The sequence below is a fragment of the Acetobacteraceae bacterium genome (assembly GCA_004843165.1).
In the GTDB taxonomy this organism is placed as follows: Bacteria; Pseudomonadota; Alphaproteobacteria; order Acetobacterales; family Acetobacteraceae.
The window spans coordinates 1,001,234-1,022,595 of sequence record CP039459.1 but is presented as its reverse complement, the minus strand read 5'-3'; the positions used below and the strand labels follow the sequence as shown (position 1 = coordinate 1,022,595).

The window sequence follows — 21,362 nt, the reverse complement described above, 5'->3', positions numbered from 1 at the left end:
AAAAGCAGGATTTTTATGTCTCATTCTTGGGTTACATCTGATTTAATAAAGGGCAAAACACGACAATTTTCAGAATTAAAAACGATTGAAAATTGGGTCATTTGGCTTGAACATTCTTCTGAATCTCAGGGAAAACGAAAATTATTTGGGTGCGACCTCTCCAAAGAGGCAAAATCGTTAACAGTATGTATTTTATCTCCGGAAAATGCCGACATTGGGTCTAAGGTAAATGAATATGGCGGTGGCTCCTGGGCAGGATTTTGGCATGTAGAGAAAGAATGTTTTATTTTTATTTATGCAGATGTAAAAAGAGGTGGTGTCTGGCAGTCTTCCTTCTTCCCTGAAAAGAATGAAAAAAATGAAGAAATTCAGCTGAGGAAAAAAGTCTCCGAAAATAAAACCGTTTTTTATGCTGATTTTGCAATTGATTTTGCAAAAAAAGGAGTTTTTTCTCTTAAAGAAAGCCGTTTTTCAAACGGCGTTGAAAAAAATGAAATTGTTTATTTTCCGCTGGCAAAAGCGGGAGAAATAAAAGAAAAAATTCTCATTTCAGGCGAAGGTTTTTTTGCCGCTCCTCGCCCTTCAAAAGACGGTCAATATTTAGCTTTCATTGAATGGCAAACAGATCAAATGCCTTGGACGGCAACAGAATTGAAAATATTGTCTTTGGGAAATTCTAAGACGAAAATCATTTCTGTCGCAGGAGATAGGTTTCAGGAAAGCTTAATGGAACCCCACTGGGATGAAAATCATTTAAAATTATATGCGCTTTCAGATAAGCAGGGAGCTTGGAATCCTGTTTCTTTTGAGTTTTCAAAAACAAAAGAAGATTTAAAAATAAAACGAAAAGACTTCCCCTCTTGCCCGGCGGAAATCGGGATGCCTGCATGGCAGTTGTCTCAAAATTCCCTTCATATTTTAGCAGAAGATGAATTTTTAGGGCGTTCCCTTTCGCAAGGCGTTGGAAAAATATGGCATTTTGAAAAAAGACATGGCTGGCAGGAAATCACATCTATTTTTCCTAGTTTTATTCCTGAACCGCTTAAAAATGGGGATTTTTGCTGTTTAAATGCAGCCGCAGATCTACCAGCCTCAATTTTAACATTTTCCTTTTCTGAAAAGGGAAAAATTGAAAAGAAAAAAACGATCCGAAGTGCTTGGAATTTTCCAAAAAATTTTTCGAGAAAAGAACTTTCAACACCACAAATGATCGAAATACCTCTTTTAGACGCTTTTTCGCCTTTAAGAGTGCTCTATTATCCTGCGGCAAGTAAAACGCTTCTACGGGAAAATAAACCCCCTTTGATTGTAAAAGTTCATGGCGGGCCAACAGGTTCTGCGCAAGGTGCTTTGGATTTAAGAATTCAATATTGGACAAGTCGTGGTTTTGCTGTTTTAGAGGTGGATTATCGTGGTTCTGCCGGATATGGACGGGCTTATCGTGAAGCTTTGAATGGCGAGTGGGGTGTTTTAGACGTTAAAGATTGCTGCTTGGCCACTCAATCTCTTCTCGACCAAAATCTTGCAGATTCACAAAGATGTGTCATTCGAGGAAGCAGTGCCGGTGGTTTAACGGCTTTGGCGGCTTTAAGTCTTGAAAATTCCCCTTTTAAAGCAGCTTGTAGCCTTTATGGTGTTACAGATCTTTCCGCATTGGTTGGTGGTGGTCCACGTTTTGAAGCGCATTATGTTGAGAAACTTGTTGGAAAATATCCAGAAAAGAAGGCAATTTACAAAAAGAGATCCCCTCTTTCATGGCCAGAGCGCTTGCAGGCGCCTGTTTTATTTTTACATGGCGGCCAGGATCGGGTTGTGCCCGTAACGCAAGCACAGCGTTTGGCTGCACAACTTCCTAAGGCGCAATTTCATCTTTATCCAGAGGCAGGTCACGGTTTTAGAGATCCTGAAATCATTATGGATGCGCTTGATCGGGAAAGGCATTTTTATCAAAAAGTCTTTAAGCAAGCGCTTCAGGAAAGCGAAGATGCAGATTGTGAATGACGTTTTTGGCTTTGAAATAAGCGAGTGTGCCAAAAAGCGCCATGCCGGCTGTCATACCGGTTAAAATTCCTTCAGGTCCCCAGTAAAATCCAATTAATACAAAGGGGATCGTTCCTAAAGTGGCGCGTCCCCAATTAAAAAAGGTAGAGTAAAAGGCAAATCCCAAATTATTAAAAGCGGTATTTGAAACAAAAAGCAGACCAAGAAAGGCATAGCCTTCAACGAGATAATCGCAGAAAAAATGTATGATCGGTATACCAATTCCTTGAATATGAAAAAGTTTAATCAAGAGATTTTGGTTAAGGAAAAAAATCAGCCAAATTAGTGCAACGCAGCCTAATGTGAAACGAAGCGCCCAGCGGTAGGTCTCTTTAACCCGTTCAAAAATACGGGCGCCAAAATTTTGTGCAATAATAGGGCCAATAGAGCCTGTGAGGGCAAAAATAAAGGCAAAACAAATAGGAACAGAGCGCTCAATTACCGATAATGCAGAAATGGCATCATTCCCGAAATGGGACATGGTACGGGTGACAAATAAGTTACCGACGGGGGTCGCAAGATTGGTCGCAATGGCAGGGAGTGCAATTGGTGCGATGGCTTTTAAGGCGGGTTTAATTTCTTTTAAACGGGGAAATGCTAAAATATCGTGCTTGCTCAGCTGATACCATCCATTTGCGCAAATGAGAATGCGGGAAAAGATTGTGCCAAGTGCTGCGCCTGTTAAACCAAGATCTAATCCAAAAATAAAAATAGGATCTAAAACGGCCGCACATACTGCGCCACTTAACGTCACACGCATGGCGGCATTGGCCTCACCAAGAGAACGTAAGAGGCCAGAAATAGCCATTACAAGGCAAAGAAGAGGGAAGGCTGGCGCAAGAATACGTAGAAAAAGAACGGCCCCCTCCAAGGCTTCGCCCTTTCCGCCAATGAGAGAGACGAGCTGGCGGGAAAAGATAAAGTTTAAAGCGGCGAGAAGGGTTGCGATACACAACATAACGGCTAGAAAAGTGGCAGCGTAGCGTCTGGCTTTGCCACGTTTTTTTGCGCCGATAAGGCGTGATACGGTAGCAGAGATCCCGATGGAGCTTCCGATTGAAATAGCGGAGAGGATAAATCCTAATGATCCTGCAAAAGCAACGGCGGCCGTATAAGAAGGGTTTTTAAGGGCTGAAATATAAAAGAAATTCAGCAAATCCACCATAAAAATGGCGATAAGCCCGATGCTTCCCGTGCCAGCCATGACAAAGACATGTTTGGCAATATTACCGCTCACAAAGCGCGCAGGGGCTGGGCGAGAGCGTTTAGAAGACGAGGATCGAGCCATAAATCAAATGAAATCAGAAAGAAAGAAAAGAGGTTTATAGTAGCTTTTTTTTTATTTTCTGTAAGTAGAGAAGTCATAAAAAACCTCTGTTTTTCCACTGAAAAGCAGAGGTTTCTTCAAAAAGCATACTAAAAAGCTTTTGCTTTTATTTTTTACGGCAGCCACAGCTGCAATCTGGACCGCAATTACAGTTGGGGCCACATTTACATTCCGCACCACCAGAGCAGTTCGCGCTGCAACCACAATTGCATGATTTTTGTTTTACTTCTGTCATGATCATTTCCTATTCAAAAATTCACTTAAAAATCATTAAAGAGAAAAAGCTTTATTTTTAAGTGTTGAGAAGAATATAATCCTTGTAGTGACTACAGGGTCAATAAGGAATCATTAGATGAAAAAAGAAAATTTTTCAGAAGAAAAAAGTATTTCTATTGGTTGTTTGGCAAAATTGACCGATACAAAAGTTGAAACGATCCGTTATTATGAAAAGATTGCTTTATTGCCTAAGCCGCCACGTTCTGAAGGGAATTACCGTCTTTATGGGAAAGCACATTTTCAACGTTTGAGTTTTATTCGTAGGGCAAGAAAACTTGGCTTTCATATCGAAACGATCAAGGCTTTACTTGGTTTGGAATCAGAAACAGCGGTTTGCCGTACAAAAGTGCGTCAAATTGCTCAAGAACAGCTTAAAGAAGTTGAAAATAAGCTCAAAGAGCTGCAAGCTTTAGAAAAAAATCTAAAAGCGCTTATAAAACAATGCCCAAATGGTAAAATCTCAGGTTGCGGGATTATTGATGCGCTGAATGGCGAAATATTTTAATGAGGTTTTATAATTTTCTACATCTTAGCAGAGACGGCATATTCACGCACTCGAAAGGTGCCGATGATATTTGATCGCTATTTTTTAATTCTGTATCCAGGAATAGTCCTCGAATAGTTTGATAAGAAGCTTGCTTAAGAAATTTCCTAACATTTTCCAGCGTCTTTAAAGATAATCTACTTCTCTAGCGACCTCATCTTTGGGAGGCTTCTTCCTGATTTTTTATAAAGTTTAAAGTGTAAAATGCTCTACTTTATAAAGTAGAGCATTGAAAAGCAGTTAAGCGTTTTTCGCCTTAGGAAAGAGGCTTGTCACTTCCCATTTAAGTTGTTTCCATGTGCTGACGGCTTCGATAGCACGTTTTGCTGCCCAAGGGGCGAGCTTAGGACGCAAAAGACGTTTATCATAGCCTGCAAAACGACGTTCATTTTCAGAGAGGCAGAGCCGCATAAATTTAATAAAATCGAATTTTTTATCGGTAACAGATTCTGCACCACGAACGGTAAAGTTAAAATCCTCTGTATGTTCTTCGCCATCTTCATCCAAAGTTCTTACGAGACTGAGACGTTCATAAAAAAGATAGAATAGGACACCAAGAACTTTGATTTCAAACTTTAAACGAGCAGATAAAGAAAGATGTTTGCGATGATAGGCAATCCAGTTGGCAAAAAGAAGAATGTGACGGGTTTCCTCTTGCATCACAGGTTCAAAAACCTCTGTTAAAGCAAACGGAAAAAGACCAGAATCTTTTGCTGTTTCAAAAAGTCCAAAGGCAAAGAAACTGTCCCAACATTCAGAAAAACCTGTTACCAAATAAGTCCATTCGGCATCTTTGGGCATTTCATAAGGCGGCTCAATACCCAGTTTGATCCCGTAATATGTGACCATATCTGCCAGAACCGTTTTGTGACGATCTTCTTCCCACGCATTTCGGGCAATGGCATCTTGTAAATCAGGATCTTCCAAAAGCTCTGCATAGGCAGCCATACGCAGACGGGCGCGCCCTTCTGTATGAACGGCAATATCCCAGATGGGTAAAGAGGTGACTTTAGCAAGGGATTCTGCATCCAGCTCAGGCCAAGCAATAATGGAGGGTTTATACGGGTTAAAAGTTTCACGAAACATGTCCGCAATGGCTTTTTTATGGGTGTCACTGCCAATTTCAATTTTGCCAGTTTTAGGGCTTTGCCAATGACGGGCACGATAATCTGCCTCTTCAACACTTAGCTTACTGTTTGTTGAAGGCGGGGGATAATTTTTGCAGAGTGCTTCCAAACGTTTTCGGCTAATCTCTTCGTTTGAATGGTTAAATGTGCCGTACTCTTCTTTAGAAAAAATGCCTTTTTCCATTTTTAAATCTGACATCACAATGCTCCCGTTGAGGCAGTTATTTTATTATTTAAGAGAGGGAAATCGTTTAATTTATCGTGCTGTCTTTGATTGTTAAACATTTTAAAGGGGGTATTTAACCCCCTCTTTGGTCCTATTTCCTAATTTTTTTTCGAAGCTTACGCTTCAATTTCTTTAGGGGAACAAATAATCTTTTTTACCAAGCCATAAGCAATGGCTTCTTTTCCAGACATCCAATAATTGCGGTTTGTGTCTTTGGCAATTTTTTCATAATCTTGCCCGGTTGCTTTGGCAAAGATACGGTTGAGACGTTCACGCATTTTAATAATTTCACGTGCTTCAATATCAATATCTGTTGCTTGCCCTTGAACACCGCCCATTGGCTGATGGAGCAGAAAACGTGTATTCGGTAGGCAAACACGGCGTTCCGGTTCCCCAGCCGCATAAATAAGGGCACCAGCGGAGGCGACCCAGCCTGTGCCAATCATATTGATGGGGCAGATTGCACCGACAAAACGGATCATGTCGTGAATGGTATCACCGCTTTCCACATGACCACCAGGCGAATTGACATAGATATCAATCGGTTCACCGGGTTTTTGACTTAGAGCGAGAAGACGTGCTGTGACTTCACGGGCAATTTTATCGTCAATTTGGCCAAAAATCAGAACTTTGCGTTTTTCGAATAAAATCGAAGCGATTTCTGGATTGGCAGGTGTGTTTTTCTTATCTTTTTCAGCGTCCTCTCCTGAACAGCCATCTGGGCAATCAGATGTTGAAAAGGCAGATGTTTCCAAAGAAGCGTCTGAATAAAGAGAAGTTTCGTTTTTTATCATCATCGTCATTTAATATACAGATCCTTAAATTCCTAAGAAAAAGTTAGGTCTTGTTCAGGAAGAGGCAAAAGGCTCAAAAATCAATCAGTTCTTTTATTATATAGGTATTTAGAGATAATTTGCACCTTTTAATCCTCTGGCTGTTTCAGAGATAAATGCTTGTTCTTATTATTATTTAAAGATACCAAGGAAAAGAGCGCTTTCAGTGAAAATTTTTGGGAAAATATCTTTGAAAAAGCAGGCCAGTCAAACGCCAAAAAGAAGTTTATATGCTTATCGGCTTTTTTTAATTTCTTTCCCGCTCGTGATGTCGGGATGTTATCATCGAGGCCCCCTGGATGTGGTAACGGATTTTATCCACAATATGCGAGGTGGAACGGGGTCGGGTCTTTTGCCGCCTGCTCCCGGAACGCACGGTGCTTATCCTTTTGTGGGAGATGTTCCAAAGGAAAATCCAGAATTTCCGACCCGTCAGGCACAATTGGCTATGACCGAAAAATTGGAAGCGGATCGCAACTGGGCACAACGTCACGCAGCGGTCACAGGGGATTTGAAATGGCCAAAACTTGCGCCGCCACCCCCACTTTCCGATTTGGCCGGGAATATGGTGATGGTAGATAATGCTAAAACACAGACGCCTCCTCCCCAAAAAGAACTCGAAGAGCCTTTGCCGGAAGATCTTGCACCTCAGCCGGAGAAGGATGGCAGTGATCTGATTGACCATCATGGCTTACCAAAGGTGATTTATCATCCCAACAGTCACGCCGACATTCCTGTTTCCCGTTTGCCTGTTGTCGAAAAAGTACCAAAAGATCAGCATTATCCGGGATTTGATATTCCAAAAGGCGGAAAGGATATTCAACCGGATATTAACTTTTCAGAGCCTGAGGGAATTTTAATTCATTTTAAACCTTTGACAGATGAAATTGGCAATAAAGAGATAGGGCATCTTCAAGATGCCATGCAAAAGGCTAGAGCGACAAAGTCACGCTATATTATCACAGGTTTTGGGAATGCTTTGGCCGCAGATGCAAGTCTTGATCCAGAAGATCAGGCAAGAGAGGTTGCCTTTGGCCTTTTACGTGCACAGGCGGTTGGTAATCATTTGATACAAATGGGGGTAAATCCAAGAGATATTTCCTTGAAAGGCGAACCGATTGGCGATAGTGCCCGCATTACTTTGGAGCCGAAAAAGCCTGAACGCTATCTTAAACAAGGCGCTGTAAAAGGACATTAGTTTTTTAAATGCTTTAAAATTAAGAGCTTATTTTTTTAACTCTATATTGGGTGATTATTTGCTGCTATCTCGCCTTAAATAATCCGATCGGGGCTTATTCGATTGTTTTTTCGTTAGATAGAAATTATTTACGTCCTACTTTGACTCTCATTGAAAGCATTGTTGGATATTCTGAATCATCAGAGGTTTATAATTTTTTCGATTTAAGAAATTTAAGCCATCTTGCGGATGTTAAAAAGGCGCTGTCCATGTTTTAAATTCTCTTAGGGATCGCCGCCCTGCATACCATAAAAGGCACGTTTCACATTTGGCAGGCAGCGGTTTAAATCTGAAAACATCGCCATGTAAGCATTAAGGTACAAAATTATCGCTAAAATAGAAAACGATAGGGATCGTATTGTTCCTCTTTAGGAGGTGTAAAAACCTGTACTTAAGTACGCGTGTGATTTTTGGGGTTATGAAGAATCTAAGGTTATTTTATTCATCTTAGGAAGGCTTTAGAAAAAGTTAGCCCCATATTTTTAGGAATGGCAAGATAAAGTACCTCTAAATTGTCTAAGTATTTATCATTTTTTAGGGTTGACGTGTTTTTTTTGACGTCGGTTGTGCCCAAGCTCAGAAAATTTGGATAAATTGCCATTCTTCCGAGAAAACTCCCTCTGTTATAGATTCGTCCAAAGATTCGTCCCAGAGTCTTCCACAAAGTTATCCACAGGTTTCTTCTTTCTTTGGGATCAAAGAAAAAGGATAAAGAGAGGCAGAAAAGATTTTCGACATTTTTTAATATAAAAATGCAAAAGAACTTTTGTAAGCCGTCTAAATTTTAAGAAGGAATCCCCATCCCTAATAAAGCCTTTCCGAAGACTTTCAGAAATTAAACATATTGCATGAGAAAATTTTAGCAAGACGTATTTTTCTTTTGCGCATTTTGTATGCTTTTAAAAAAGCTAGTTTTCTGCGGTTTTTTTATTTTGTTGAAATTTTTTTAAAACTGTTACTTTTTTTCAATAAGCCCAGAGATTCAAGGAGTCTAATATGTCACATTTCTGTAAAAGAAAATTTTCTAATTTTTTTTTACTTTTTGTGCCTTGACGCTTTTTCCCATTTTTTACTTGTGCCCAAGCTCAGTGATTTTTAATTATTTTAACTTTTCTAGAGGAATCTCCTCTTTCTAAAGATTTGTCCAAAGATTCGTCCCAGAGTCTTCCACAAAGTTATCCACAGGTTTGCCGGGGACGGAAAAATCGCTGTCGTTTAGGGTTTTCGGGGGTTTTAAGAGAATCGGGAAAAAATATCAGAGATTCCAGAGCAATTTTATCTACATCCCTTTTCTTTTTTGTGCGCATTCTTAAAGTCCGGACTCTCTTAAAAGAGAATGTGGCAGGTAATGCTTAAAATTTACGCCTCAGAAAGATTTTAGGCTGCCAGAGAGAGACTGACAGCCTAAGTTTTAATTTTCTTTATGTGCGTCAAAAAAACATAACATGAGGCTATGTGTTGTTAAAAAGCAAAATTAAATTTTTCTTAATGTTTTAATTGTCTGAAGGCAGGCAAGCATGGCTTCACGTCCTTTATTTGATTCATCCTTTGCGGAACGAACCAAAGCTTCTTTTTGTGAATAGACTGTTAAGATCCCAAAAGAAGCAGGAATACCCGTTTCAAGCTGTACCGCCATCATGCCACGGGCAGCTTCGCCTGAAATATATTCAAAATGTGCTGTGTCTCCTTTAATCACACAGCCAAGGGCGACAACACCTTCATATTTTCCGGATTTGGCGAGAGCTCTGGCAATTAAAGGCAATTCAAATGCACCAGGTGCTTTGAAAAGTTCTGCATTGGGAAGGTTATTCTCTTTTAAAAGGGCTTGAGCTCCTTCCAAAAGGCCATTGGTGACTTCTTCATTAAACTGGCTGACAATGACGGCAATTTTTGGGGCATTTGTAAATTTTGGAACCATATTGGTTGAGACAGGACGTAAACTCATAAAAAATCTTTCATTAAAGGATGTCGAGGGTTGAGGGCGATGCGTTTTTGGGAAGCTCTAGGGCGTGGCCGAGACGCTTTTTCTTTGTTTCTAAGTAAAAGCGATTAAATTCCTGTGTTGGGAGCTCAAGTCTTTCCTGCGATTCAATTTTTAAGCCGGCTTTTTCTAAAGCAGCGATTTTCCGTGGATTGTTGGTCATAAGACGAACAGATTTTGCGCCAAGTGTTTTTAAAATTTCGATACCTTGGGAAAAATCTCGCAGGTCAGCCGGATAGCCCAGCGCCTCATTGGCCGCAACGGTATCTAGTCCCTTATCTTGCAGCGCATAGGCTTTAATTTTTGCCTCTAGACCAATCCCTCTTCCTTCATGATCTCGAAGATAGATGAGGGCACCTGATGGTGCTGCTTTAATCCGGCGTAGGGCTTCTTGCAGTTGTGGGCCGCAGTCACAGCGCAGGGAACCGAGAGCATCCCCTGTTAAGCAAGCAGAATGCAGGCGCACGAGCGGCGTACCTTCACTGAGATCGCCTTTAACAAGGGCAATCTGTTCTATTTCTTTGTTTGGGTTTAAGCTGTTTGGAAAACGGAAAACATGAATTTTGAGATCTGATCCAGCGTAAAGATCCGGCATTTCTGCAGAAGCCGTGCAGATGCAACTGGAAGGGATTTCTTCTTGTTCACTTTCGAAATTTTCCAGTGCTTGTGTGCCGTGTTCGGAAATCCACGTTATTAAGTTTTTAATCGAAATCATGGGGAAATGGTGGCGCTGTGCATATTCTTTGAGTTCTGCGCCTCGCATCATTGTGCCATCCTTTGCCATGATTTCACAGATCACCGCACCTTCACCAAGCCCTGCAAGTTTTACGAGATCAAGCGCCCCTTCGGTATGGCCATTGCGTCCTAAAACGCCTTTGGGATGTGCCCTTAAAGGAAAAATATGTCCAGGACTGACGATTTCTTCAGGCTTTGCATCAGGAGAAGCTGCAACACGGATCGTGTGGGAACGATCAAAGGCGGAAATCCCTGTTGTCACACCGCTTGCTGCTTCAATACTGACAGTAAAAGGCGTTTCATGCTGACTTTTATTTTCTAAAGTCATCGGCGGTAATTTAAGTCGATCAATTTGATTGGGAGAGAGGGAGAGGCAAATAAGACCGCAAGCTTGGCGTGTCATAAAGTTAATGGCTTGTGGTGTTGCAAATTGCGCCGCAATGACAAGATCGCCCTCATTTTCCCGATCTTCATCATCGGTCATGATGACCATTTTTCTAGTTTTAATGGCCTGAACCGCGCGATAAATCTCTTCTTTGAGATTTGAAAGTTTTTTTTTGGATGGGTTTTGTGTTGTGCTGCACATTTTAAAATCTTCTTTATTGGGCATGACGTTCCGGTGGAAAAAGCAGCATTGTTTCCACATAACGGCCGATAATGTCGGTTTCGACATTCATTTCATCAAAAATTTTCAACATATGAAAAGCGGTATGTTCCCATGTATGGGGACAAGCATAATGGAGAGGTAAAATCCCTCTTGGTTTTTATAGGTTTGGCGATCTTCTATCTGGTTAATCGTAAGACTGACGCCATCAAGGCAAACAGAACCTTTTGGCACAAAATAACGGCGAAGATCTTGAGGGATAAAGAGCTTAATCTCATGAGCCTCGTTGATTTTCGACATATGGATAAGCGTTGCTTTGCCATCGACATGGCCTTGAACGATATGACCTGAGAGGCGGGCATTAACAGCCAAAGCCCGTTCAAGATTAACTTTGGGAATCTGTTGTTAAGCGCCCTAAGGAAGAGCGGTCAAGTGTTTCTGAACTGAGAAAGAAAGTCGCCTTTCCTGTTTCGTTTCGGGTTTCCACTGTCAGGCAGACCCCGTTAACAGCAACGCTTTCTCCTTCTTCTAAATCCGTCATACCTGTTTGCAGGGTAAGGCGTAAGGCTGTTGCGTCTTTTTCTACTTTCTCAACGTGACCAATATGGGTGATAATACCTGAGAACATTTTAATTTCTTCTTATAAATTTAGAAAAGATATTTTTAAGGCGGAGGAAGCCTTCCTTTTTTCGTGGCGAAAATGTGCGGATTTAAAAACTTCTGGGCAAATGGTTAAGGATTTTTGCTTGATAAGCGGGTAAATGTTTGGGCCAGTCAGGGCTATATTTCTCCAGAAGCAAGAGGGAGAGGAGCCACTTTGCTTTTCCCATTCCAAATAATCTACTTTTGACCCTTTATGAATTTTAAAGCTTCATCAACAAAACCTAAATCTTTAAAAGCTTGTAAAAGTTGGGGGCCAGCTTCGATAAGCGCCATTTCAACGCCTGCTTTTGCAAGAGCTTCAACAGCTTCTTCAGGAGTTGCCAACATGCAGGAAATGGAAACCTGCTTTTTCACGTTCTTCAACCCATGTAACGGGAATTGGTTGTTGCCCGCAGCGATAATCCAGCGTTCAGGGCTATTTTCAAACTCAGTAACATGGCGAATAGTGAAAAGCGGCTGATCTGCTAAAATCGTCCCCCTACCTGTAATGATTCACCGCAGGAGCGGCGTAGGAGATGCGCAATTTCTAAAGAAGCTTTTGAAGTGAAGGTTTTTGTGCCTTTCGGTGGAATCATGCTGCCTTCTTCATCCAGAGCCTGCTTGAGAATAATCCAAGGTCTTTTTTTGGAGAGGCGTGTGGAAAAGGGCGTAATGAGTGCTTGGCAATCTTCAATGAGGTCTTGAAAATCAGGGTCTTTGCTTTCCCAAAGACGAAAAACTTTTTTTCCTGCCTGTTCGAGATGTTCGGTACCACCGGAGGCTGTTGCATTCGGGTCTGTCGCGCCAATCCAAATTTCAGGAATATCTGTTTTTAAAAGCGCCTCAACACAGGGCGGTGTTTTTCCATGATGATTGCAGGGCTCCAACGTCACGAGAAGAGAGGCCGCTTTTTCTTTTAACCCCCAGCGATTAAGTGTTTCGAGAGCAAGGATTTCGGCATGTGCGTCACCGGCACTACAGTGCGCTGCAAGAGAGAGAATGTTGCCTTCTTTGTCTAAAATCGCACAACCAACAGGGGGATTAGGCCATGTTGCGCCAAATCTTCTCGTTGCCATGCGGATGGCTTGGCGAAAAGCGCGTTTTAATTTTTTCTTTGCGTTTAGATCCTCTAAAGAGGTCGGCGCATTGCCTGAATTTTGCTCTATCAAAATAACGCCTTTCTTTATAACCCTTAAAATAATCTAACTTTTCAAGGGGAAAAAGAAGGGCGAAACAGAAACCCATAACCTTTGCCTGCATAAAGACAGAGATCATGTGCCTAATGTTTCGCGATATTCTCTCTCTTCCGGACTATGACCGTCGGCGCTGGAATCACACCAGCTCTGCTTGACCTGTTTATCGCTAGATGTTGATAAACAGCGCTCGCGGGCTTTGGAAAAGAGGGAGGTCTTTGCCATTACCGCCGGTAGGGAATTTCACCCGCCCCGAGAATGCCGCCTGATTGCATTTCTGCCACATATCTAACAAGAAAATACCCCTTAAATGCAAGTGATTTTTTTAGGGTTTTTTCAGGATGCGCTTCTAATTTTGTTAAATGTTAGGCTAGGCACGGCGCTGGTTAATTTTTGCTGTTTTTCGGCAAGAAGAATCTCTTCCTCGTTAAAAGAGCAATAATAAAAATGTTAAGACTATGGGTTATCGCCGCATAAAGAGAGATGGCAATGACAAGCGTTTCTGCTGGAAGAGGCAAGCCAATGCTTTCTAAAAAAATGATAATCCCAACAACCAAATAACCATAATTTTCCAAAATAAGGCTGGAGAAGAGCACTTAAATTAGGCAGATGTAAATGCAGAATATTTCTCCCGTAAAACTAATTTAGTGTCATTTTATGCTGTTAACATTCTCTAAATATCTTTAGAGGAAGTCACAAAATGAAAAAACTGTTATTTTTAAAAAAATAAAGAAAAACACGGAAAAGCAGGATTTTTATGTCTCATTCTTGGGTTACATCTGATTTAATAAAGGGCAAAACACGACAATTTTCAGAATTAAAAACGATTGAAAATTGGGTCATTTGGCTTGAACATTCTTCTGAATCTCAGGGAAAACGAAAATTATTTGGGTGCGACCTCTCCAAAGAGGCAAAATCGTTAACAGTATGTATTTTATCTCCGGAAAATGCCGACATTGGGTCTAAGGTAAATGAATATGGCGGTGGCTCCTGGGCAGGATTTTGGCATGTAGAGAAAGAATGTTTTATTTTTATTTATGCAGATGTAAAAAGAGGTGGTGTCTGGCAGTCTTCCTTCTTCCCTGAAAAGAATGAAAAAAATGAAGAAATTCAGCTGAGGAAAAAAGTCTCCGAAAATAAAACCGTTTTTTATGCTGATTTTGCAATTGATTTTGCAAAAAAAGGAGTTTTTTCTCTTAAAGAAAGCCGTTTTTCAAACGGCGTTGAAAAAAATGAAATTGTTTATTTTCCGCTGGCAAAAGCGGGAGAAATAAAAGAAAAAATTCTCATTTCAGGCGAAGGTTTTTTGCCGCTCCTCGCCCTTCAAAAGACGGTCAATATTTAGCTTTCATTGAATGGCAAACAGATCAAATGCCTTGGACGGCAACAGAATTGAAAATATTGTCTTTGGGAAATTCTAAGACGAAAATCATTTCTGTCGCAGGAGATAGGTTTCAGGAAAGCTTAATGGAACCCCACTGGGATGAAAATCATTTAAAATTATATGCGCTTTCAGATAAGCAGGGAGCTTGGAATCCTGTTTCTTTTGAGTTTTCAAAAACAAAAGAAGATTTAAAAATAAAACGAAAAGACTTCCCCTCTTGCCCGGCGGAAATCGGGATGCCTGCATGGCAGTTGTCTCAAAATTCCCTTCATATTTTAGCAGAAGATGAATTTTTAGGGCGTTCCCTTTCGCAAGGCGTTGGAAAAATATGGCATTTTGAAAAAAGACATGGCTGGCAGGAAATCACATCTATTTTTCCTAGTTTTATTCCTGAACCGCTTAAAAATGGGGATTTTTGCTGTTTAAATGCAGCCGCAGATCTACCAGCCTCAATTTTAACATTTTCCTTTTCTGAAAAGGGAAAAATTGAAAAGAAAAAAACGATCCGAAGTGCTTGGAATTTTCCAAAAAATTTTTCGAGAAAAGAACTTTCAACACCACAAATGATCGAAATACCTCTTTTAGACGCTTTTTCGCCTTTAAGAGTGCTCTATTATCCTGCGGCAAGTAAAACGCTTCTACGGGAAAATAAACCCCCTTTGATTGTAAAAGTTCATGGCGGGCCAACAGGTTCTGCGCAAGGTGCTTTGGATTTAAGAATTCAATATTGGACAAGTCGTGGTTTTGCTGTTTTAGAGGTGGATTATCGTGGTTCTGCCGGATATGGACGGGCTTATCGTGAAGCTTTGAATGGCGAGTGGGGTGTTTTAGACGTTAAAGATTGCTGCTTGGCCACTCAATCTCTTCTCGACCAAAATCTTGCAGATTCACAAAGATGTGTCATTCGAGGAAGCAGTGCCGGTGGTTTAACGGCTTTGGCGGCTTTAAGTCTTGAAAATTCCCCTTTTAAAGCAGCTTGTAGCCTTTATGGTGTTACAGATCTTTCCGCATTGGTTGGTGGTGGTCCACGTTTTGAAGCGCATTATGTTGAGAAACTTGTTGGAAAATATCCAGAAAAGAAGGCAATTTACAAAAAGAGATCCCCTCTTTCATGGCCAGAGCGCTTGCAGGCGCCTGTTTTATTTTTACATGGCGGCCAGGATCGGGTTGTGCCCGTAACGCAAGCACAGCGTTTGGCTGCACAACTTCCTAAGGCGCAATTTCATCTTTATCCAGAGGCAGGTCACGGTTTTAGAGATCCTGAAATCATTATGGATGCGCTTGATCGGGAAAGGCATTTTTATCAAAAAGTCTTTAAGCAAGCGCTTCAGGAAAGCGAAGATGCAGATTGTGAATGACGTTTTTGGCTTTGAAATAAGCGAGTGTGCCAAAAAGCGCCATGCCGGCTGTCATACCGGTTAAAATTCCTTCAGGTCCCCAGTAAAATCCAATTAATACAAAGGGGATCGTTCCTAAAGTGGCGCGTCCCCAATTAAAAAAGGTAGAGTAAAAGGCAAATCCCAAATTATTAAAAGCGGTATTTGAAACAAAAAGCAGACCAAGAAAGGCATAGCCTTCAACGAGATAATCGCAGAAAAAATGTATGATCGGTATACCAATTCCTTGAATATGAAAAAGTTTAATCAAGAGATTTTGGTTAAGGAAAAAAATCAGCCAAATTAGTGCAACGCAGCCTAATGTGAAACGAAGCGCCCAGCGGTAGGTCTCTTTAACCCGTTCAAAAATACGGGCGCCAAAATTTTGTGCAATAATAGGGCCAATAGAGCCTGTGAGGGCAAAAATAAAGGCAAAACAAATAGGAACAGAGCGCTCAATTACCGATAATGCAGAAATGGCATCATTCCCGAAATGGGACATGGTACGGGTGACAAATAAGTTACCGACGGGGGTCGCAAGATTGGTCGCAATGGCAGGGAGTGCAATTGGTGCGATGGCTTTTAAGGCGGGTTTAATTTCTTTTAAACGGGGAAATGCTAAAATATCGTGCTTGCTCAGCTGATACCATCCATTTGCGCAAATGAGAATGCGGGAAAAGATTGTGCCAAGTGCTGCGCCTGTTAAACCAAGATCTAATCCAAAAATAAAAATAGGATCTAAAACGGCCGCACATACTGCGCCACTTAACGTCACACGCATGGCGGCATTGGCCTCACCAAGAGAACGTAAGAGGCCAGAAATAGCCATTACAAGGCAAAGAAGAGGGAAGGCTGGCGCAAGAATACGTAGAAAAAGAACGGCCCCCTCCAAGGCTTCGCCCTTTCCGCCAATGAGAGAGACGAGCTGGCGGGAAAAGATAAAGTTTAAAGCGGCGAGAAGGGTTGCGATACACAACATAACGGCTAGAAAAGTGGCAGCGTAGCGTCTGGCTTTGCCACGTTTTTTTGCGCCGATAAGGCGTGATACGGTAGCAGAGATCCCGATGGAGCTTCCGATTGAAATAGCGGAGAGGATAAATCCTAATGATCCTGCAAAAGCAACGGCGGCCGTATAAGAAGGGTTTTTAAGGGCTGAAATATAAAAGAAATTCAGCAAATCCACCATAAAAATGGCGATAAGCCCGATGCTTCCCGTGCCAGCCATGACAAAGACATGTTTGGCAATATTACCGCTCACAAAGCGCGCAGGGGCTGGGCGAGAGCGTTTAGAAGACGAGGATCGAGCCATAAATCAAATGAAATCAGAAAGAAAGAAAAGAGGTTTATAGTAGCTTTTTTTTTATTTTCTGTAAGTAGAGAAGTCATAAAAAACCTCTGTTTTTCCACTGAAAAGCAGAGGTTTCTTCAAAAAGCATACTAAAAAGCTTTTGCTTTTATTTTTTACGGCAGCCACAGCTGCAATCTGGACCGCAATTACAGTTGGGGCCACATTTACATTCCGCACCACCAGAGCAGTTCGCGCTGCAACCACAATTGCATGATTTTTGTTTTACTTCTGTCATGATCATTTCCTATTCAAAAATTCACTTAAAAATCATTAAAGAGAAAAAGCTTTATTTTTAAGTGTTGAGAAGAATATAATCCTTGTAGTGACTACAGGGTCAATAAGGAATCATTAGATGAAAAAAGAAAATTTTTCAGAAGAAAAAAGTATTTCTATTGGTTGTTTGGCAAAATTGACCGATACAAAAGTTGAAACGATCCGTTATTATGAAAAGATTGCTTTATTGCCTAAGCCGCCACGTTCTGAAGGGAATTACCGTCTTTATGGGAAAGCACATTTTCAACGTTTGAGTTTTATTCGTAGGGCAAGAAAACTTGGCTTTCATATCGAAACGATCAAGGCTTTACTTGGTTTGGAATCAGAAACAGCGGTTTGCCGTACAAAAGTGCGTCAAATTGCTCAAGAACAGCTTAAAGAAGTTGAAAATAAGCTCAAAGAGCTGCAAGCTTTAGAAAAAAATCTAAAAGCGCTTATAAAACAATGCCCAAATGGTAAAATCTCAGGTTGCGGGATTATTGATGCGCTGAATGGCGAAATATTTTAATGAGGTTTTATAATTTTCTACATCTTAGCAGAGACGGCATATTCACGCACTCGAAAGGTGCCGATGATATTTGATCGCTATTTTTTAATTCTGTATCCAGGAATAGTCCTCGAATAGTTTGATAAGAAGCTTGCTTAAGAAATTTCCTAACATTTTCCAGCGTCTTTAAAGATAATCTACTTCTCTAGCGACCTCATCTTTGGGAGGCTTCTTCCTGATTTTTTATAAAGTTTAAAGTGTAAAATGCTCTACTTTATAAAGTAGAGCATTGAAAAGCAGTTAAGCGTTTTTCGCCTTAGGAAAGAGGCTTGTCACTTCCCATTTAAGTTGTTTCCATGTGCTGACGGCTTCGATAGCACGTTTTGCTGCCCAAGGGGCGAGCTTAGGACGCAAAAGACGTTTATCATAGCCTGCAAAACGACGTTCATTTTCAGAGAGGCAGAGCCGCATAAATTTAATAAAATCGAATTTTTTATCGGTAACAGATTCTGCACCACGAACGGTAAAGTTAAAATCCTCTGTATGTTCTTCGCCATCTTCATCCAAAGTTCTTACGAGACTGAGACGTTCATAAAAAAGATAGAATAGGACACCAAGAACTTTGATTTCAAACTTTAAACGAGCAGATAAAGAAAGATGTTTGCGATGATAGGCAATCCAGTTGGCAAAAAGAAGAATGTGACGGGTTTCCTCTTGCATCACAGGTTCAAAAACCTCTGTTAAAGCAAACGGAAAAAGACCAGAATCTTTTGCTGTTTCAAAAAGTCCAAAGGCAAAGAAACTGTCCCAACATTCAGAAAAACCTGTTACCAAATAAGTCCATTCGGCATCTTTGGGCATTTCATAAGGCGGCTCAATACCCAGTTTGATCCCGTAATATGTGACCATATCTGCCAGAACCGTTTTGTGACGATCTTCTTCCCACGCATTTCGGGCAATGGCATCTTGTAAATCAGGATCTTCCAAAAGCTCTGCATAGGCAGCCATACGCAGACGGGCGCGCCCTTCTGTATGAACGGCAATATCCCAGATGGGTAAAGAGGTGACTTTAGCAAGGGATTCTGCATCCAGCTCAGGCCAAGCAATAATGGAGGGTTTATACGGGTTAAAAGTTTCACGAAACATGTCCGCAATGGCTTTTTTATGGGTGTCACTGCCAATTTCAATTTTGCCAGTTTTAGGGCTTTGCCAATGACGGGCACGATAATCTGCCTCTTCAACACTTAGCTTACTGTTTGTTGAAGGCGGGGGATAATTTTTGCAGAGTGCTTCCAAACGTTTTCGGCTAATCTCTTCGTTTGAATGGTTAAATGTGCCGTACTCTTCTTTAGAAAAAATGCCTTTTTCCATTTTTAAATCTGACATCACAATGCTCCCGTTGAGGCAGTTATTTTATTATTTAAGAGAGGGAAATCGTTTAATTTATCGTGCTGTCTTTGATTGTTAAACATTTTAAAGGGGGTATTTAACCCCCTCTTTGGTCCTATTTCCTAATTTTTTTTCGAAGCTTACGCTTCAATTTCTTTAGGGGAACAAATAATCTTTTTTACCAAGCCATAAGCAATGGCTTCTTTTCCAGACATCCAATAATTGCGGTTTGTGTCTTTGGCAATTTTTTCATAATCTTGCCCGGTTGCTTTGGCAAAGATACGGTTGAGACGTTCACGCATTTTAATAATTTCACGTGCTTCAATATCAATATCTGTTGCTTGCCCTTGAACACCGCCCATTGGCTGATGGAGCAGAAAACGTGTATTCGGTAGGCAAACACGGCGTTCCGGTTCCCCAGCCGCATAAATAAGGGCACCAGCGGAGGCGACCCAGCCTGTGCCAATCATATTGATGGGGCAGATTGCACCGACAAAACGGATCATGTCGTGAATGGTATCACCGCTTTCCACATGACCACCAGGCGAATTGACATAGATATCAATCGGTTCACCGGGTTTTTGACTTAGAGCGAGAAGACGTGCTGTGACTTCACGGGCAATTTTATCGTCAATTTGGCCAAAAATCAGAACTTTGCGTTTTTCGAATAAAATCGAAGCGATTTCTGGATTGGCAGGTGTGTTTTTCTTATCTTTTTCAGCGTCCTCTCCTGAACAGCCATCTGGGCAATCAGATGTTGAAAAGGCAGATGTTTCCAAAGAAGCGTCTGAATAAAGAGAAGTTTCGTTTTTTATCATCATCGTCATTTAATATACAGATCCTTAAATTCCTAAGAAAAAGTTAGGTCTTGTTCAGGAAGAGGCAAAAGGCTCAAAAATCAATCAGTTCTTTTATTATATAGGTATTTAGAGATAATTTGCACCTTTTAATCCTCTGGCTGTTTCAGAGATAAATGCTTGTTCTTATTATTATTTAAAGATACCAAGGAAAAGAGCGCTTTCAGTGAAAATTTTTGGGAAAATATCTTTGAAAAAGCAGGCCAGTCAAACGCCAAAAAGAAGTTTATATGCTTATCGGCTTTTTTTAATTTCTTTCCCGCTCGTGATGTCGGGATGTTATCATCGAGGCCCCCTGGATGTGGTAACGGATTTTATCCACAATATGCGAGGTGGAACGGGGTCGGGTCTTTTGCCGCCTGCTCCCGGAACGCACGGTGCTTATCCTTTTGTGGGAGATGTTCCAAAGGAAAATCCAGAATTTCCGACCCGTCAGGCACAATTGGCTATGACCGAAAAATTGGAAGCGGATCGCAACTGGGCACAACGTCACGCAGCGGTCACAGGGGATTTGAAATGGCCAAAACTTGCGCCGCCACCCCCACTTTCCGATTTGGCCGGGAATATGGTGATGGTAGATAATGCTAAAACACAGACGCCTCCTCCCCAAAAAGAACTCGAAGAGCCTTTGCCGGAAGATCTTGCACCTCAGCCGGAGAAGGATGGCAGTGATCTGATTGACCATCATGGCTTACCAAAGGTGATTTATCATCCCAACAGTCACGCCGACATTCCTGTTTCCCGTTTGCCTGTTGTCGAAAAAGTACCAAAAGATCAGCATTATCCGGGATTTGATATTCCAAAAGGCGGAAAGGATATTCAACCGGATATTAACTTTTCAGAGCCTGAGGGAATTTTAATTCATTTTAAACCTTTGACAGATGAAATTGGCAATAAAGAGATAGGGCATCTTCAAGATGCCATGCAAAAGGCTAGAGCGACAAAGTCACGCTATATTATCACAGGTTTTGGGAATGCTTTGGCCGCAGATGCAAGTCTTGATCCAGAAGATCAGGCAAGAGAGGTTGCCTTTGGCCTTTTACGTGCACAGGCGGTTGGTAATCATTTGATACAAATGGGGGTAAATCCAAGAGATATTTCCTTGAAAGGCGAACCGATTGGCGATAGTGCCCGCATTACTTTGGAGCCGAAAAAGCCTGAACGCTATCTTAAACAAGGCGCTGTAAAAGGACATTAGTTTTTTAAATGCTTTAAAATTAAGAGCTTATTTTTTTAACTCTATATTGGGTGATTATTTGCTGCTATCTCGCCTTAAATAATCCGATCGGGGCTTATTCGATTGTTTTTTCGTTAGATAGAAATTATTTACGTCCTACTTTGACTCTCATTGAAAGCATTGTTGGATATTCTGAATCATCAGAGGTTTATAATTTTTTCGATTTAAGAAATTTAAGCCATCTTGCGGATGTTAAAAAGGCGCTGTCCATGTTTTAAATTCTCTTAGGGATCGCCGCCCTGCATA

17 protein-coding genes, 1 pseudogene and 1 riboswitch are annotated in these 21,362 nt (G+C 41.2%); of the genes and pseudogenes, 7 read left to right on the top strand and 11 right to left on the bottom strand.

Annotation, left to right across the window (positions count from 1 at the left end):
- Positions 1–15 precede the first annotated feature (15 nt).
- Positions 16–2,001, top strand: a complete 1,986-nt coding sequence (locus FAI41_05120) for a S9 family peptidase (protein QCE33022.1) — start codon at positions 16–18, stop codon at positions 1,999–2,001.
- Here FAI41_05120 and FAI41_05115 read toward each other — a convergent pair.
- The gene (locus FAI41_05115; GenBank protein ID QCE33794.1) at positions 1,958–3,277 is read right to left on the bottom strand and encodes a multidrug transporter; all 1,320 of its coding nucleotides are present in this window, start codon (positions 3,275–3,277) and stop codon (positions 1,958–1,960) included. The two genes, FAI41_05120 and FAI41_05115, sit on opposite strands and share 44 nt — an antisense overlap.
- 442 nt (positions 3,278–3,719) lie before the next feature.
- Here FAI41_05115 and FAI41_05110 point away from each other — a divergent pair, with 442 nt between their 5' ends.
- Positions 3,720–4,148, top strand: coding sequence for a MerR family transcriptional regulator (locus FAI41_05110; GenBank protein QCE33021.1), 429 nt, complete (start codon positions 3,720–3,722; stop codon positions 4,146–4,148).
- Between the two features lie 279 nt (positions 4,149–4,427).
- On the opposite strand, the gene FAI41_05105 is transcribed toward FAI41_05110, so the two are convergent.
- Together FAI41_05105 and FAI41_05100 are read right to left on the bottom strand one after the other, a co-directional pair.
- Entirely contained in the window at positions 4,428–5,513 is a 1,086-nt protein-coding gene (locus FAI41_05105) for a ferritin-like domain-containing protein (protein QCE33020.1), read from the bottom strand.
- A 143-nt stretch (positions 5,514–5,656) separates the two neighbouring features.
- Positions 5,657–6,334 (bottom strand): ATP-dependent Clp protease proteolytic subunit, encoded by a 678-nt coding sequence (locus tag FAI41_05100; GenBank protein ID QCE33793.1) that lies wholly within the window; start codon positions 6,332–6,334, stop codon positions 5,657–5,659.
- 229 nt (positions 6,335–6,563) lie between these two features.
- On the opposite strand from FAI41_05100, the gene FAI41_05095 reads away from it, so the two are divergent.
- Complete coding sequence (locus FAI41_05095; protein QCE33019.1) at positions 6,564–7,571, top strand: hypothetical protein; 1,008 nt, start codon at positions 6,564–6,566, stop codon at positions 7,569–7,571.
- 1,513 nt (positions 7,572–9,084) lie between these two features.
- Here FAI41_05095 and FAI41_05090 read toward each other — a convergent pair.
- The 5 genes and pseudogenes from FAI41_05090 to FAI41_05070 all read right to left on the bottom strand — a co-directional run bounded on the left by FAI41_05090 (position 9,085) and on the right by FAI41_05070 (position 12,741).
- Positions 9,085–9,555, bottom strand: coding sequence for a 6,7-dimethyl-8-ribityllumazine synthase (locus FAI41_05090; GenBank protein ID QCE33018.1), 471 nt, complete (start codon positions 9,553–9,555; stop codon positions 9,085–9,087).
- Between the two features lie 13 nt (positions 9,556–9,568).
- Positions 9,569–10,912 carry a 3,4-dihydroxy-2-butanone-4-phosphate synthase gene (ribB, locus tag FAI41_05085; protein QCE33792.1) on the bottom strand — a complete coding sequence of 448 codons (1,344 nt, stop codon included), beginning with the start codon at positions 10,910–10,912 and terminating at the stop codon, positions 9,569–9,571.
- Positions 10,913–10,925: 13 nt separating this feature from the next.
- Positions 10,926–11,558: pseudogene (locus FAI41_05080) on the bottom strand (riboflavin synthase).
- A gap of 212 nt (positions 11,559–11,770) precedes the next feature.
- A complete protein-coding gene (locus tag FAI41_05075; GenBank protein QCE33017.1) occupies positions 11,771–12,085 on the bottom strand; it encodes a hypothetical protein in 315 nt (104 codons plus the stop codon).
- Positions 12,058–12,741, bottom strand: coding sequence for a hypothetical protein (locus tag FAI41_05070; GenBank protein ID QCE33016.1), 684 nt, complete (start codon positions 12,739–12,741; stop codon positions 12,058–12,060). Before FAI41_05070 ends, FAI41_05075 begins: the two co-directional genes overlap by 28 nt.
- Positions 12,742–12,862: 121 nt before the next feature.
- A riboswitch (FMN riboswitch) is annotated at positions 12,863–13,029 on the bottom strand.
- A 493-nt stretch (positions 13,030–13,522) separates the two neighbouring features.
- Here FAI41_05070 and FAI41_05065 point away from each other — a divergent pair.
- Entirely contained in the window at positions 13,523–14,110 is a 588-nt protein-coding gene (locus FAI41_05065; protein ID QCE33015.1) for a hypothetical protein, read from the top strand.
- 26 nt (positions 14,111–14,136) lie between these two features.
- The gene (locus FAI41_05060) at positions 14,137–15,507 is read left to right on the top strand and encodes a S9 family peptidase (GenBank protein QCE33014.1); all 1,371 of its coding nucleotides are present in this window, start codon (positions 14,137–14,139) and stop codon (positions 15,505–15,507) included.
- Here the strand turns inward: FAI41_05060 and FAI41_05055 are convergent.
- A complete protein-coding gene (locus FAI41_05055) occupies positions 15,464–16,783 on the bottom strand; it encodes a multidrug transporter (GenBank protein QCE33791.1) in 1,320 nt (439 codons plus the stop codon). The genes FAI41_05060 and FAI41_05055 overlap by 44 nt on opposite strands.
- Positions 16,784–17,225: 442 nt before the next feature.
- Between FAI41_05055 and FAI41_05050 the strand changes: the two genes are divergently transcribed.
- The gene (locus tag FAI41_05050) at positions 17,226–17,654 is read left to right on the top strand and encodes a MerR family transcriptional regulator (protein ID QCE33013.1); all 429 of its coding nucleotides are present in this window, start codon (positions 17,226–17,228) and stop codon (positions 17,652–17,654) included.
- Between the two features lie 279 nt (positions 17,655–17,933).
- Here FAI41_05050 and FAI41_05045 read toward each other — a convergent pair whose 3' ends face one another.
- Together FAI41_05045 and FAI41_05040 are read right to left on the bottom strand one after the other, a co-directional pair.
- Positions 17,934–19,019 carry a ferritin-like domain-containing protein gene (locus FAI41_05045; GenBank protein ID QCE33012.1) on the bottom strand — a complete coding sequence of 362 codons (1,086 nt, stop codon included), beginning with the start codon at positions 19,017–19,019 and terminating at the stop codon, positions 17,934–17,936.
- A gap of 143 nt (positions 19,020–19,162) precedes the next feature.
- Positions 19,163–19,840, bottom strand: a complete 678-nt coding sequence (locus tag FAI41_05040; protein ID QCE33790.1) for an ATP-dependent Clp protease proteolytic subunit — start codon at positions 19,838–19,840, stop codon at positions 19,163–19,165.
- Positions 19,841–20,069: 229 nt separating this feature from the next.
- On the opposite strand from FAI41_05040, the gene FAI41_05035 reads away from it, so the two are divergent.
- On the top strand, positions 20,070–21,077 hold the full coding sequence (locus FAI41_05035; protein QCE33011.1) for a hypothetical protein: 1,008 nt from the start codon (positions 20,070–20,072) through the stop codon (positions 21,075–21,077).
- The last annotated feature ends 285 nt before the right edge of the window (positions 21,078–21,362 follow it).

Excerpts from the sequence above, each read along its gene's own strand:
- FAI41_05065 (QCE33015.1), top strand. The coding sequence starts at position 13,523 with ATGTCTCATTCTTGGGTTACATCTGATTTAATAAAGGGCAAAACACGA.
- FAI41_05040 (QCE33790.1), bottom strand. The coding sequence starts at position 19,840 with ATGATAAAAAACGAAACTTCTCTTTATTCAGACGCTTCTTTGGAAACA.
- FAI41_05105 (QCE33020.1), bottom strand. The coding sequence starts at position 5,513 with ATGTCAGATTTAAAAATGGAAAAAGGCATTTTTTCTAAAGAAGAGTAC.
- FAI41_05100 (QCE33793.1), bottom strand. The coding sequence starts at position 6,334 with ATGATAAAAAACGAAACTTCTCTTTATTCAGACGCTTCTTTGGAAACA.
- FAI41_05120 (QCE33022.1), top strand. The coding sequence starts at position 16 with ATGTCTCATTCTTGGGTTACATCTGATTTAATAAAGGGCAAAACACGA.
- FAI41_05110 (QCE33021.1), top strand. The coding sequence starts at position 3,720 with ATGAAAAAAGAAAATTTTTCAGAAGAAAAAAGTATTTCTATTGGTTGT.
- FAI41_05060 (QCE33014.1), top strand. The coding sequence starts at position 14,137 with ATGCCTTGGACGGCAACAGAATTGAAAATATTGTCTTTGGGAAATTCT.
- FAI41_05050 (QCE33013.1), top strand. The coding sequence starts at position 17,226 with ATGAAAAAAGAAAATTTTTCAGAAGAAAAAAGTATTTCTATTGGTTGT.
- FAI41_05045 (QCE33012.1), bottom strand. The coding sequence starts at position 19,019 with ATGTCAGATTTAAAAATGGAAAAAGGCATTTTTTCTAAAGAAGAGTAC.
- ribB (QCE33792.1), bottom strand. The coding sequence starts at position 10,912 with ATGTGCAGCACAACACAAAACCCATCCAAAAAAAAACTTTCAAATCTC.
- FAI41_05090 (QCE33018.1), bottom strand. The coding sequence starts at position 9,555 with ATGAGTTTACGTCCTGTCTCAACCAATATGGTTCCAAAATTTACAAAT.